Genomic DNA, 13,376 nt, shown 5'->3' with positions numbered 1-13,376 from the left:
TACGAGCAGCGGTCCGCCGCTCCCGACGAGCCCTCGGAAGATCGCTCCCAGCCCGCTCTGACTGCCGGGCAGGATGACGACGTCGGATGCCCGTGGTGCGGCAGCGCTTGCGATCGTGCGCGCGGCCAGCTCCCCGGCGAACCAGGCGCGCAGATCCGGGTCGCCGACGGTAGGAGGACGATCGACGGCGGCGCCGGAGCGGCCCGCTCGCGCGATCGCCGACCGCACCAGGCGCACGGGGAGGAGCTCGTCGTCGGGGTACCCAGAGTGCAGTGCGATCGACTCGGGCGGGCGTGACCGCAGGGCCGTCGAGATCGAGGGGATGCTGCGCTCGGGTGCTCCCAGTGCGGCGGTCTGCCAGCTGTAGTCGGTGGGTGGCGCGGCGCGTGCGGCACGCACGAAGGTGCCCGTTCCCGGCCGAGTCTCTACGGCGCCCTCGGCGGCGAGCGTGCGCAGTGCACGCTGCACCGTGGCCGCGCTCGCGCCGTGCTCGGCCACGAGCGCGCGGGTCGAGGGAAGTCGCGCCCCAGGCGTCGCCGAGGCGATCCAGCGACGCAGCGGCTCGACAATGCGTTGACTGCTATCCTGATTCATGACACCACAGAGTAGCGCTACTCATGGCAGGCGCGTGGCGATATCGGGCTCCGCCGCCGGCCTCGGATGGGGCGCGCTCGGCATCCTGGCCTTCTCCTTCACCGTGCCGCTCACCCGATTCGCGGTCGACGCCCTGTCGCCGCTCTTCATCGGGGCGGGGCGGGCTGTGATCGCCGCGGCGCTGGCCGCCGTAGCGCTCGCCATCACCCGCCAGCGGCTGCCTCGCGCCCGGCAGTGGATCCGTCTCATGGTCGTCGCCGGTGGGGTCGTGGTGGGTTTCCCGCTCCTGACGTCCTTCGCGCTGACGGACACTGAGGCGAGCCGGGGCGCAGTCGTCATAGGCCTGCTCCCTGCGGCGACGGCGGTCGTGGCAGTCGTACGCGGGCGGGAGAGCCCCAGTCGTGCTTTCTGGGCGATGGCCGCCGCCGGAGCGACCGCGGCGGTGGTGTTCGCCGCCATCGACGGCGGTGGACTGTCATCCCTTCGGTGGTCGGATCTGCTTCTCTTCGCCGCCGTCATCGCCGCGGCGATCGGATACGCCGAGGGCGGTCTTCTCGCCCGCGAACTCGGGGCGTGGCAGACGGTCTCGTGGGCGTTGGTGCTCGCCGCTCCCGTCATGCTCGTTCTCACCGTCACCGCCATCGCGGCCGAGACGCCGGCGGCCGATCCACTGCAGTGGGCGGCGTTCGCCTATCTCTCGGCCATCAGCATGTTCTTCGGCTTCTTCGCCTGGTACCGCGGGCTCGCCATCGGGCCGATCGCGCGCGTGAGCCAGGTTCAGCTCGTGCAGCCGGTGCTGAGCATTCTGTGGGCCTCGATCCTGCTCGGAGAGGCGCTCACGGTGCCGACAGTGTTCGGCGGGCTCGCGGTCGTCTGCTGTGCCGCAGCAGCAGTCCGTGTGCGGCAGGCGCCCCGCGGGGGAAACCCCCGACCCGCTAGAGCGGATCGGGGGCCGGCGGGGGAGTGACGAAGTCGCCCGCGCTCTCCCGGAAGCGGGCGAGCGCGCGCACTATCGACGCGACGTCGTCGCGCGGCATCCCCGGCTCGGTGAAGACCTCGGAGTTGAGCGCCGCCGTCGCCTGCGCCGCGACGGCCCGGCCCGCATCCGTCAGCAGCAGCATGGATGCCCGCCCGTCGCGCGGATGCGGCTCGCGCGCGATGAGGCCGTCGCGCTCGAGGCGCTGCACCGTGTTCGTGATGCTCGTCGGGTGCACCTGCAGGCGGGCGGTCGCGCTCGCCATCGGGATGACGCCGTCCTTCGTGAAGCTCAGCAGCTGCAGGAGCTCGTAGCGCGCGAACGAGAGGTCGAAGCGCTTGAGCGTTCCCTCGACGCGGGCGAGCAGCAGTTGGTGCGCGCGCATGACGGAGGTGACGAGGGTCATGCCGTCGGCGGCGTCGCTCCAGCCGTGAGCGATCCACTGCCGCCGCGCCTCGGCGAGCGGGTCGATCGGCAGGGGCTCGGGCACGACTCGAGCGTAGTCGCGGGACTCGCGAGCGCCGGTGCGCTCCGCGCCGTTCCGAGCCGAGCGCCTACCCGCGCGCGATCGCCGCGATCGCCGGCACGACCGACTCATCCTGCAGCGAGGTCGTGTCGCCGAGGGGACGCCCGTCGAGCACGTCGCCGAGCAGACGCCGCATGATCTTGCCCGAGCGGGTCTTCGGCAGGTCGGGCACGAGCAGCACGTGCCTGGGCTTCGCGACCGGGCCGATGATGCGCGCGATGTGCGCGGCAAGCTCGGCGCGGGCATCCGTCGCCGCGGAGCGCCATGCGGCGACGTCGTCATCGGCGCCGGGCCGCACCACCGGAACGACGAACGCCGCGACCGCCTGACCGGTCACCGCATCCGCGACGCCGACGACGCCTGCCTCGGCGACGAGCGGGTGCGCGACGAGCGCCGACTCGATCTCGATCGTCGACAGCCGGTGTCCTGACACGTTGATGACGTCGTCGACGCGGCCCTGCAGGCGCACGTACCCGCGCTCGTCGATCGTCGCGCCGTCGCCGGCGAAGAATAGGCCCTCGAAGCGGCTCCAGTACGCGGCGCGGTAGCGGTCGTGGTCGCCCCACACCGTGCGCGCCATCGCGGGCCAGCGGCCCTCGATCGTGATGTACCCGCTCGTGCCCGGCGCGGCATCCGCCCCCGTCTCGTCGACGACGCGCACGGCGAGGCCCGGCAGGGCGACGCCCGCCGCGCCCGGAACCCCCTCGTGCACGCCGGGCAGGGTCGAGACGATCGCGGCACCCGATTCCGACTGCCACCACGTGTCGACGATCGGCGCGCGGCCCCCACCGACGCGCGCGTGGAACCACACCCATGCCTCGGGGTTGATCGCCTCGCCGACCGTTCCGAGCAGCCGGAGCGACGACAGGTCGAACGAGGAGGGGAACCCGTCGGGGAACCGCGCCATGAACGTCCGGATGAGCGTCGGCGCCGTGTAGTACACGGTCACCCCGAGCCGCTCGATGATCTCGGCGTGCCGCGTCGGCGTCGGGTGGTCGGGCGAGCCCTCGGCGATGACGATCGACGCACCGTTCGAGAGCGGACCGTAGAGCACGTAGGTGTGCGCCGTCACCCACGCGAGGTCGGCCGTGCACCAGTACACGTCGTCAGGCTTCGCATCGAAGGCGGCCCAGTGCGACCAGCTCGCCTGCACGAGGTATCCGCCGGTCGTGTGCACGACGCCCTTCGGCCTGCCCGTCGTGCCGCTCGTGTACGTGATGAAGAGGGGATGCTCGGCCTCGAGCTCAGGAGCCTCGTGCTCCTCGGGCTGGGCCTCGACCGCCTCGTGCCACCACACGTCGCGGCCCGCGACCCAGGGCGTGCCCGGGGTCGCGTCGCCGGTGCGCCGGACGACGAGGAGGTGCTCGACATGCGCGAGCCCCGCCACCGCCTCGTCGACGATGCCCTTGACGCCGACCGCCGCCCCGCGCCGGAACTGCCCGTCGCTCGCGATGACGACCTTCGCGCCCGTGTCGGCGATGCGGAACCGCAGCGCCTCGGCCGAGAACCCGCCGAAGACGAGCGAGTGCACGGCGCCGATGCGGGCGACGGCGAGGGCCGCGACGACGGTCTCGACGAGCACGGGCAGGTAGATGACGACGCGGTCGCCGGCCTCGACGCCGAGCGCGGTGAGCGCGTGCGCGGCCTGCGCGACGCGGCGCTGCAGCTCGGCGTAGGTGACGGACTCGCGGTCGCCGCGCTCGCCCTCGAAGTGCAGTGCGACGGTCTCGCCTCGGCCTGCGGCGACATGCTGGTCGACGCACACGACGCTCGCGTTGAGGCGGCCGCCCGCGAACCAGGTCGCACGGGGGCTCACGGGGTCGTCCTCGCTCGGCGGCACCCAGTGATGCACCGAGTCCCACGGTCGGGCCCAAGGCAGGCGGTGCGCCTGCTGCTCCCAGAAGGTCAGCGGGTCGGCGGGCAGCGCCGCGAGGTCGGCGGGCGTGACGTTGGCCTGCGCGGCGAACGCGGCGGGCGGCGGGAAGCGCCGGGAGTCGTGCACCGTGGTGGAGGGCACGGTGGCGGCGGTCGGGCGGGCTGCGGGGGCGGGTGCTGCGCTCGAGCTCATCGTGAGCTCCACGCTAGGCGGCTCGAGTTACTCGCGCAGGTCGGGGCGTCATACGGAGTCACGGTCGCGGGGCTGGCGAGTGATGATCCCCGCCACCGGCGAACGTCGATCCGCTACACTGGGCGCAAGTGGACTGGGAGTGCCCGGTCGGCGTCTAGGGCGTGTCTCCTAAGCGTTTGAGCCAGAGTGTAATGGCTCGCAGGACCGCGCCGCCGCGGTAGGTGAGCGCGAGTTTGTCGTATCTGGTGGCGAGCCCACGCCATTGCTTGTCTTCGTTGAAGCCGCGTTCGACAACGTTGCGACCCTTGTAGTCCTCGACGTCGTAGCTGACTGGTCGCCCGCCACGGGAGCCGCGACGCTGCCGGTGTCCCTGCTGGTCGGAGGGCTCGGGGATCACGGCGACGATCCCGCGTTCGCGCAGGCGGGTGCGGATGGCACGCGAGGAATACGCCTTGTCGCCGCGGACGCGGTCCGGTCTCGAGCGGGGCCTGCCCGGGCCACGCCGGCCAACTTTGAGGTGGTCCATGAGCACGGGGAACATCGGGGCATCGCCGGCCTGCCCGGGGCCGACCAGCACGACCAGCGGTAGCCCGCGGCCGTCGACGAGGTGGTGGATCTTCGTGCTCAACCCTCCGCGTGACCTGCCAATCGCGTGGTCAGGCGGCTCCTCCCGCAAATTCTTGTAACTCGATAGAGCCCCCTGTGTCGCGCGGGAGGTTCGTTGCGTGCTGATGCGCACGGTTGATGGTGGAGTCCACGCTGACGGCCCATTCGATCTCGCCCGCTGCGTCCGCGTCAGCGAGGATCTCGGCGTAGATACGATCCCAAGTGCCGTCTCCGCTGAACCGGCGATGACGCTTCCACGCGGTCTGCCACGGCCCGAACTCGGCGGGCAGATCACGCCACGGCGAACCCGTCCGATACCGCCACACGATCCCCTCCAGCACCCGACGATGCTCCTGAAACGGTCGCCCGCCCTTGCGGGAAGCGATCGGCATCAAAGGCTCGATCCGAGCCCAAGCAGAATCCGACAAAGTACGAGTACGCGTCACGCTCCCAGCCTGCCGCAACATCCCGCAGAGGTTACGAGACACGCCCTAGCCCCTGGATCTCCGGGGGCTTCTCGCTTTCATGGGTAGATCTTGAGCCCGTAGCCACGCACTCGTCCGCTGGGCCCTCTCACGATTTTCGGTTCGATGACGTCCCAGGAATGATTCGCCTGCCCGGGCCTCAAGTCATGTATACCGATGGGCCGCGCGACGAGATCGGCGATCTGCAGTCCAGAGCTGTTGGTCTTTTTGTCGACGCACATGAAGTCGAGCGTCTGCGCCATGCCGCGCATCTTCGTGGTATCCAGGATTCGACGAAAGGCGAGTTCGAGCTCCTTGTCTTCGGTCTTGCCACGGCCTTCGAACACGACGAACGTCTTGCGGCCCACTTGGCCGCGAGCTTGTAGCTGCAGGAAGACCCTTTCGAGCCCGAATTCGAGCGCCACTTCATAGGGGTTCAGTGATGAGCCGCGACGGTCTCGAAACTCCGGTTTACGGATGACGGTGGCCACGATGCCGATTCGCGCGGAGCGAATCAGCTCGTCAATGCGTGCCATGAAGAGGTCACGGGTCTGCCCGTTCATCAGGATATTGAACGGTTGCGCTCGTCAACGAATCTCGCGTTCGTGCAGGACGACCGTGTCATGCCCGAAGAATTCGAACTTGAGGCGCTGCACGTATGGAACTACGTGGTCTACGTAATGGTCGATCTTGACGATGCAGAAGGCGAGCACGAAGCGCGGGTACTGCGGGTCGAAGTCTACGAGGTTGTGGTCTCCGCTCTCGTCGACGTAGACGATGTAGTCCCCACGCCTCATGTGCACAGTCAGCTGCTCTCGATCAGCGGGAGTCGTCGCCGAAGATGTCGAGTGTGTCGGCGGCGACCTTGCGGCGCGGCTTGCGGTCGTCCCGCGTCTCGGGCCACTTCACACCCGCGCCCGCCAACTCGTCTTTGGTCACGAGCGACCCGGCGATTATCTGCTCGAGCAGCTCTGCTTGCGCCGGCTCAAGACTGACGAGCCGGGTGAGCACGGTCAGCAGTTCGGTGAACTCGAGGGTCCACTCGTGCGGCCACTCGTCGACGTGGATGTCGTCGAGCGGGCTCGTCTTCTTGCCGCCGGGGTTCTTCTTGCGGTACTTGAACCAGCTGCCGATGACGTTCATACCACCGACGGTGTATTCGAACACCTCGCGCGGCACCGGGCCCCAGGCTCCGTTGCGGCCGCCGTCGTCGTTGGTGAAAACGACCTGCCCGCGCACGTCGTCGTACTGCAGCTTGACCGGCATGGTGGTGACGGCTTCGAGCGACTTCGGCTGAGCATCCAGCGGCCAGCCGCTGCGCACATTGCCGGCTTCGCGCCCCGCGGCCGGGTCGACGTAGCGCTCGGCGTAGGTGTGCAGCCAGATCACCTCGCGCCCGAGCTCGACGGCCTTCTGCCACAGCGCCGCATCGCGCGTGATCGGAACCCGCACGCCCGGCGTCGTCAGCTCGTCGACGAAGGCGGCCGTGAACGCCGGATGCGCGACGACGCCAGCTACATAGGCGAGAAGGTCTTCATGGTCGGCCTGGATGCTCGCCTCGGCCGCGAGCCCCTCCAGCAGCCCCGGAGCGAGGTTCGGGGTTCCGTCGGGGTGCAGGAGCGGGAGGGTGCGACCGCCCTCGCTCCCCTTGAAGTGATCCATGTCGGGGATGAGTGAACTGAATGTCAACGCCGGGCCGTCGGAAAGGGGCTTCGAATGCTGCTCGCTGACGAAAACCTGATGTCCACTGGTAGCGGCCCAGATGTCCGGAGAGGGCCTGTGAATGACTCGGGCGTCAGCGATGACGTACTGCCTGTCGAGTGATCGGTATGCGACCCGCTCCAGGGGTGCGGTGCGAAATGCCTGAGAAGCGAGATCCGCATCTGAGGCCGGGCCTCGACCGGGCAGGGGCTGCTTCTTGGATCGCAAGTTGGTTGAATCGGTCTCTCTCATCAACCGAGCTTTCTCACCTAGGTCAGTCTCGTTGAGCAACCTCGCCCAGCGTGTCGCGAGGATTTCAGCGCTAGGGCCGTAGACCCAAGTGCGATTCGGCTTGACGCCCGGCGCAACCCACATCACGAGATCGCCGAAGGCCGGGAACTCGTCCCACGCCCCGGCGGCCGGCGTCAACGGGTCGGTCAAACCGTCACGCGCACGTTCCCAACCTGACCGCAGGTCGAGAGCGGCGAGAGCCTTGAACTTCTCCGCTTGTTTGCCATGCAGCGCTCGGTAATGGATTACCGCGGGCGTGTTGGCGCGGTGATCGGGGCGACGCACGAAGATGCCGATGGCGAGTTGCTGGCGCACACCGGGGAAGATGCGAGTCGGAACATCCGGCGTCTGGCCCTCGGGGGTGAGGTCGATGATCCAACCATCGTCGGCTTCGCGCCGCAAGTACGAGCGCATGCCCTTAAAGCCGGGGCCTCGCAGGTAGCCGGCCGTGGAGATGAAGCACACGATTCCTGCCTGGTCGGCGGGGATCGACTCGAAGACCTTCCACGTCGCCCAGCGCCAGAAGTAGATGTAGAGGTTCTTGAGCACATACTCGGTGAGACCGTTGCCGGGCATCCGGAAGTCATCGAGCTTTGCCTTGGCGACGGCCTTCTTGTCGTTGCGGGTGGCAGCGGAACCCTTTTCGATCCAGCCGCCCATGCCCTCAGCTCGCTCGGCGTAGGGAGGGTTGCCGATCACGACCGTCACCGGCACGTCGGCCTTGATGCGGTTCGCCTGGCGCTTGCTCTCGGAGATCGCGGCGAGACCCGACGAGATCGCGGTGACGTCAGCTTCCGGGTCAGAGAGCGTGTCGGCGACGAACATGCGCATGCCGCCCTTCGGCGGGTTCGCCTTGTAGCTGCGCAGCAGGTCGGTGGTGCGCAACTCGGCGACCGTGTACGAGCCGAGCTGCAGCTCGAAGCCGATCAACCGCGAGGCGAGCTCGGTGATCGTGCCAGGCACCGCTCCGGGGCCCTCGGTGTGCTCGACCTTCTCGGCGACGTGCTCGATGATCGAGTGCAAGAAGGTGCCCGTACCCATCGCGGGGTCGATCGTCGTCACGCTCGGGTCGAGAAATCCCTTGGGCTTGCCGAGCTTGGTGACGAGCGCCTCTTCGGCCAGGCGCACCATCTGATCGACGACCTCGTGCGGCGTGTAATAAGTGCCCGTGGCTTTGCGTAGTTCGGGGTCGTACTCGGCGAGGAAGTTCTCGTAGAGGTGCAGGTAGGTGTCTTTGTTCTTGCGCACGGCATCCCACTGCACAGCGCCGATGACGCGCCGCAGCAGGTCGATCGTCGGAACGAAATCGCCCTTCACATCGTTCGTGAGCAGCTGCAGCGCTTTGCCCATGAGCGAGTGGTCGGCTCCGAGTTGCTGGCCGACCTCGTAGAGGCTCGTCGACTCGAGATCGATCTTCTCGGTGCGCGCGAGCAGCAGCGCGAAGGTCACCGTCTGCGCGTAGCCGTCGGCGAAGACCTCGTCGCTCGCGTCGGGGAAGAGCAACGAGCGCCAGTCGCTTGCCAGGCCCATGAAGAGCTGCTCGTGCTTCGGTGCGCCAAGCGCGACCTTGGCCGTCTCGAACGCGAGCTGTTCGATTACCTTGGTGCGCAGCATCCGCGTGATCGGAGCGATCGAGCTGACGAGCTTCGAGACTGACTTGATCGGAATGGGGTGCCAATTCAAGAAGTCGGTGACGAGGTGGGCGAAGTTCGAGTCGGGGGTCAGGGCTGAGCCCGCGACGTCGAGCGGGCCGCCAGCGAGCTGCGCGACGAGAGCTGGATGTCCCTCACCGCGGTAGAGACGCCACTCGGTGCCGTTTGTGTAGATGAGATTGGGCAGATCTTTGAGCCGGTGCCATTGGTCTCGGTTGTGGCCCTTGAAGGTGGATGGGTCGAGCGACATGCCCGCCTTCTTCACCTCGATGTAGCCGACGACCGCGCCCCTCACCCGCACTGCGAAGTCGGGTCGTGAGCTCAGCTCGGTGAGGTGCGCCTCGCCATCAAGGATGGTCTGTTTACCGCCGAACTCGCCTACGCCGGTGATGAGGTGCTCGATCGGTACGCGGAGAGCCTCTTCGGGCTCGCCGGCTCCGGCGAGCTTCGCCTTGACCTCGACGCCATAGTCGGCAACAAGTTGGGAGATCTTCGCATCGAGCATGGCTTTATTCTGGTCGTTACCTACGACGGCGAAGCGTTGCCGGGCCGAGCGCGACCGGCCGCGGCGCACTGGTTGCGCGGAAGCCGCGAACGCGGGGCCCGCACCATGCGCTGGCGGGCCCCGCGTCCGGGTCGTGCTGACAGGGTGGTGCTCCCCGAGGAGCGCCGCCCTCGGCTAGTCGAGCAGCGTGTCGAGGTCGATCTCGCTGAACACGTCCCCGACGATGCCGTCGACGTTCACCGCGTCGATCGTCGAGTCGACGAGGTCGTTGACGTTCACGACGTCGCTGACGTCGACGTTGGTGTCGTTACCCGAGGCGATGGGCGCCTGCACGTCGTTGCCCGAGCCGATCGCGTTGCCCGATGCGACGTCGCCGACCTCGGGGGCCACGACGACGGGGCTGGAGTTGCTGATGTCGCCGTTGCCGATGGCGGTGTCGCCGTTCCCGACCGCCGTGTCGCCGCCGGCGCTGTCGCCGCCGGTCACATCGCCGAGCAGGCCGTCGATGCCGATGCCCCCGGTGCTCGCGCTGCCCCCGGCGATGTCGCCGATGACGCCGTCGACCGAGCCGTCGAGCAGGTCGGCGATGGTCGTCTCACCCGTGATGTCGCCGAGCAGGTCGTTGGTGAGCTGGCTCTCGGTGACCGTCGAGGTCGAATCCGACGAGGAGCGGTCGGCGAACGCCGGGGCGGCGAAGCCCGCCGTGACGAGTCCGGTGACGGCGAGAGCCGACGCGCCGACGATGGTCTTCTTGGAGGTGAATGCGTTCATGGAAATGAACCCCTTTCGTGTCCGTATCGGTGCCGTCGTCGCTCCCGATCGGAGGCGATGCGCCCGGCACACTGGGGCATCCGGAGCGTGGACAGCATCGGTTTGCGGTGGTCCGCTCACACCCCCCGTTCGAGGGGCTTTTCAGACGATTAGCTATGAGTTCCTGACAGCGTTCTGCGCCGGAATCGCGGGCGGCGAGTCATCGGTCGCGCCGGATGCTGGGAGTCGGCTTCGAGCATCCGCCCGTTCGTTCTGATAACTGCCGCGATCACGTCGCTCGCCCGCCGCCCGATAGCCTGACCCGGTGACCCAGCCCTTCCAGCTCTCCGACGAGGTGGCCTCGGCGCTCGTCGCCGGGCGCCCCGTCGTCGCCCTCGAGTCGACGATCATCAGCCACGGGCTGCCGCGCCCTCGCAACCATGAGGCGGCGCTCGAGTTCGAGGGGATCCTGCGCGATCAGGGCGTCACTCCCGCGACGATCGCCGTGCTCGACGGTGTCGCGCACGTCGGACTCGATGCCGAGGGGGTGCGTCGCATCTCCGACGACGAGATGGCGAAGGCGAGCGTGCGCGACCTGCCCATCCTCGCGGCCCGCGCCGCGAGCGGGGCGACCACCGTCGCGGCGACCGCGCACCTCGCGGCAATGGCGGGCATCCGCGTCTTCGCGACAGGCGGACTCGGCGGCGTGCACCGCGGGGCGAACGACACCTTCGACGAGTCGGCCGACCTCTCGACCCTCGCCGTCACGCCCATCACGGTCGTCTCGGCCGGAGTGAAGAGCGTGCTCGACATCGCGGCCACCCTCGAGCGGCTCGAGACGTACTCAGTGCCGGTGATCGGACTCGGCACGACGGTCTTCCCGAGCTTCTGGTTGCGCGAGAGCGCCTTCACGCTCGAGTGGTCGGTCGAGGACGAGACCCAGGTCGCCGCCGTCATGGCCGCGCACGACGCGCTCGGTCACCGGCAGGGCATCGTCGTCGCGAACCCCGTTCCCGCCGATCAGGCGTGGGAGACCACCGAGCACGACCGCGTGCTCGCCGAGGCCTTCGCGCTCGCCGACGCCGCGGGCGTGACCGGCAAGGCCGTCACGCCCTTCCTCCTCGGCACGATCGTCGGGCTCTCCGGCGGCCGCAGCCTCGAGGTCAACCTCGACCTCGCGCGCAACAACGTGCGCGTCGCCGGCCGCATCGCGACGGCCTGGGCCGCGCGGCAGTCGGCCTGAGCGGGCGGGCCTCCTGACATGACCGGGTCGCGCGCGCTCCTCGTGGGCGACGTCATCGACGACATCATCGTCGTGCCGACCGGGCCGATCAGGCCCGACACCGATACGGCATCGCGCATCGCGCGGCTCCCCGGCGGGAGCGCCGCCAACACCGCGGCGTGGCTCGGCTGGCTCGGCGCGGGCGTCGACTTCGTCGGCCGTGTCGGCGTCGGCGACGGCGAGCGGCACACGCGCGAGCTCGCCGACGCGGGCGTCGACGCGCACCTCGGTGAGGACGCCGTTCGGGCGACCGGCACGATCGTCATCCTCGTCGAGGGGCAGCGGCGCACCATGCTGACCGATCGGGGCGCGAACGCGGCGCTCGACCCCGCCCAGGTGACGGATGCTCTGCTCGCGACGGCGGGCATCCTGCATCTGACCGGCTACTCGCTCGTCGACGCCCTCCCGGCCCGCGTGGTGCGCGAGCTCGTCGAGCGCGCTCACGCGCACGGCGCGAGCGTCTCGCTCGACCCGAGCTCGACCGGGTTCATCGCCGATCACGGGGTCGAGGCGTTCCGTCGCGCGATCGCGGGCGTGGACGTGCTGCGGCCCAACCTCGACGAGGGGCGCCTGCTCGCGGGGCTCGACGCGGGCGCGCCGCCCGCGCTCGTGGCCGAGGCGCTGCTCGACCTCGCGCCGGCCGTCGTGCTCACGTGCGGAGCCGCGGGCGTGACGATCGCCGAGCTCCGAGCCGGGGAGTCGGCGAGCGTCGTGTCGCTCGACGCCGAGCGCGTCGCGACCGTCGACCCCACGGGAGCCGGCGACTCGTTCACCGCGGGCTTCCTCGCCGCGCGGCTCGCCGGGGCCGATCTGACCCGCGCCGCGCGCGAGGGCCAGCGCGCCGCCGCGATCGCCGTGAGCCGCGTCGGCGGCCGCCCGCCCGCGGGCTGACCCACGCCCGCGCGCCCCGCGGCGCGCGCCGCGCGCGCGGCGCGCCACGCGCAGTCGCACGGTTGGGCCCAAAAGTCGCGAGTGAGTCCGAATGTTCGGGCTCACCCGCGACTTATGGGCTCAACCGCGACCGGAGTGGGGCCGCTGCGCCGACGCCACCGCGCCCGCGCTCGCGGCGATGATGATCGCGATCGCCGCGAGCTGCAGCGGCGACAGCACCTGGCCGAGCACGACGAGGCCCGCGAGCGCAGCCACGACCGGCCCGAGGCTCGAGAGTACGCCGAACACGCGCGTCGGCATCGTCTTGAGCGCGATGAACTCGAGCGCGTACGGCAGCGCCGACGTCATGAGCGCGATACCGGCGAACACCGCGAGCAGCACGGGGTCGCGCACGACGGCCGCCGTCGCTGATCCGGCGCCGAACGGCACGACGATCACGGCCGCGACGACCATTGCGATGGCGAGACCGTCGACGCCGCGCACGCTCGTCGCCCCGAGCCGGGCCGAGGCGAGGATGTAGAGGGCCCAGAAGGCGGCGGCTCCTGCGGCGAGGAGGATGCCCGCGATCGCGACCGTCCCTTGCGAGTCGAGGGCGAGCATCCCGACCCCGAGGCCCGCGAGCGCGACCCACAGCAGGTCACGCGGCCGGCGTGTGCCAACGATGGCGACGGAGAGAGGGCCGAGCAGCTCGACGGCGACGGCGACCCCGATCGGCACGCGCTCGATCGCGAGGTAGATGAGGCCGTTCATGCCGGCGAGCCCGACGCCGAGAGCGACGACGCCGACCCACACTCGGCGGGTCCAGCCGCGCACCGAGGGCCGCAGGACGACGAGCAGGATGATCGCGGCGAAGAGCAGGCGAAGGGATGCGGCGCCGAGGGCGCCGACCTCGGCGAACGTCGTCCCGGCGAGCGCGTTGCCGAACTGCACAGAGACGATCGCAGCGACGGCGAGCAGAGTCGGTGGCGGCCCTCTGCGGCCCGCAGTAGCCGGAGAAGGCTCGATCGTCACCTCGCCATGATGCCGGATCACGAAGGGCCGCCCCGCTCCAGAGGGAGCGGGGCGGCCCT

General features: G+C 69.6%; 12 protein-coding genes. 3 read left to right on the top strand and 9 right to left on the bottom strand.

All coding sequences use genetic code 11. From position 1 onward, the window contains the following. On the bottom strand, positions 1–594 hold a 594-nt coding region (locus tag FHX53_RS12080), incomplete at its 3' end, for a GntR family transcriptional regulator (protein ID WP_182491607.1). Here FHX53_RS12080 and FHX53_RS12075 point away from each other — a divergent pair. Beyond that, a complete protein-coding gene (locus FHX53_RS12075; RefSeq protein ID WP_182491606.1) occupies positions 593–1,561 on the top strand; it encodes a DMT family transporter in 969 nt (322 codons plus the stop codon). The two genes, FHX53_RS12080 and FHX53_RS12075, sit on opposite strands and share 2 nt — an antisense overlap. On the opposite strand, the gene FHX53_RS12070 is transcribed toward FHX53_RS12075, so the two are convergent. From FHX53_RS12070 to FHX53_RS12045, 7 genes are all read right to left on the bottom strand, one after another. Continuing rightward, positions 1,530–2,060 (bottom strand): MarR family winged helix-turn-helix transcriptional regulator, encoded by a 531-nt coding sequence (locus tag FHX53_RS12070; RefSeq protein WP_343050998.1) that lies wholly within the window; start codon positions 2,058–2,060, stop codon positions 1,530–1,532. The genes FHX53_RS12075 and FHX53_RS12070 overlap by 32 nt on opposite strands. A 64-nt stretch (positions 2,061–2,124) precedes the next feature. Beyond that, entirely contained in the window at positions 2,125–4,164 is a 2,040-nt protein-coding gene (gene acs, locus FHX53_RS12065; RefSeq protein WP_182491604.1) for an acetate--CoA ligase, read from the bottom strand. 154 nt (positions 4,165–4,318) lie between these two features. Then, positions 4,319–5,216, bottom strand: a protein-coding gene (locus tag FHX53_RS12060; RefSeq protein WP_425488290.1) for an IS5 family transposase whose coding sequence is annotated in 2 segments (ribosomal slippage) — positions 4,319–4,880 and positions 4,879–5,216 — 900 coding nt in all. Because the reading frame shifts where the segments join, the coding sequence is not laid out codon by codon here. Positions 5,217–5,293: 77 nt separating this feature from the next. Next, a complete protein-coding gene (locus FHX53_RS12055; RefSeq protein WP_246335701.1) occupies positions 5,294–5,797 on the bottom strand; it encodes a DUF3800 domain-containing protein in 504 nt (167 codons plus the stop codon). A gap of 24 nt (positions 5,798–5,821) precedes the next feature. After that, complete coding sequence (locus FHX53_RS13720; RefSeq protein WP_246335700.1) at positions 5,822–6,031, bottom strand: DUF3800 domain-containing protein; 210 nt, start codon at positions 6,029–6,031, stop codon at positions 5,822–5,824. Between the two features lie 22 nt (positions 6,032–6,053). Next, a complete protein-coding gene (locus FHX53_RS12050; protein ID WP_182491603.1) occupies positions 6,054–9,383 on the bottom strand; it encodes a type ISP restriction/modification enzyme in 3,330 nt (1,109 codons plus the stop codon). A 174-nt stretch (positions 9,384–9,557) separates the two neighbouring features. Beyond that, positions 9,558–10,154, bottom strand: a complete 597-nt coding sequence (locus FHX53_RS12045; RefSeq protein ID WP_182491602.1) for a hypothetical protein — start codon at positions 10,152–10,154, stop codon at positions 9,558–9,560. A gap of 304 nt (positions 10,155–10,458) precedes the next feature. On the opposite strand from FHX53_RS12045, the gene FHX53_RS12040 reads away from it, so the two are divergent. Together FHX53_RS12040 and FHX53_RS12035 are read left to right on the top strand one after the other, a co-directional pair. Further along, positions 10,459–11,376, top strand: a complete 918-nt coding sequence (locus tag FHX53_RS12040; protein WP_182491601.1) for a pseudouridine-5'-phosphate glycosidase — start codon at positions 10,459–10,461, stop codon at positions 11,374–11,376. Positions 11,377–11,394: 18 nt separating this feature from the next. Further along, positions 11,395–12,306, top strand: a complete 912-nt coding sequence (locus FHX53_RS12035) for a carbohydrate kinase family protein (RefSeq protein WP_182491600.1) — start codon at positions 11,395–11,397, stop codon at positions 12,304–12,306. 120 nt (positions 12,307–12,426) lie between these two features. Here the strand turns inward: FHX53_RS12035 and FHX53_RS12030 are convergent, their stop codons facing one another. Then, complete coding sequence (locus tag FHX53_RS12030) at positions 12,427–13,317, bottom strand: EamA family transporter (protein ID WP_343050997.1); 891 nt, start codon at positions 13,315–13,317, stop codon at positions 12,427–12,429. Between the last annotated feature and the right edge of the window lie 59 nt (positions 13,318–13,376).

It is taken from the genome of Microcella alkalica (assembly GCF_014137945.1).
In the GTDB taxonomy this organism is placed as follows: domain Bacteria; phylum Actinomycetota; class Actinomycetes; order Actinomycetales; family Microbacteriaceae; genus Microcella; species Microcella alkalica.
The sequence above is the reverse complement of the archived record's forward strand: the minus strand, read 5'-3'. Positions and strand labels throughout refer to the sequence as shown.

Bases quoted from the DNA above. Each gene is read 5' to 3' on its own strand.
- FHX53_RS12055 (WP_246335701.1), bottom strand. From the start codon at position 5,797: ATGAACGGGCAGACCCGTGACCTCTTCATGGCACGCATTGACGAGCTG.
- FHX53_RS12050 (WP_182491603.1), bottom strand. From the start codon at position 9,383: ATGCTCGATGCGAAGATCTCCCAACTTGTTGCCGACTATGGCGTCGAG.
- FHX53_RS12045 (WP_182491602.1), bottom strand. From the start codon at position 10,154: ATGAACGCATTCACCTCCAAGAAGACCATCGTCGGCGCGTCGGCTCTC.
- FHX53_RS12035 (WP_182491600.1), top strand. From the start codon at position 11,395: ATGACCGGGTCGCGCGCGCTCCTCGTGGGCGACGTCATCGACGACATC.
- FHX53_RS12075 (WP_182491606.1), top strand. From the start codon at position 593: ATGACACCACAGAGTAGCGCTACTCATGGCAGGCGCGTGGCGATATCG.
- acs (WP_182491604.1), bottom strand. From the start codon at position 4,164: ATGAGCTCGAGCGCAGCACCCGCCCCCGCAGCCCGCCCGACCGCCGCC.
- FHX53_RS13720 (WP_246335700.1), bottom strand. From the start codon at position 6,031: ATGAGGCGTGGGGACTACATCGTCTACGTCGACGAGAGCGGAGACCAC.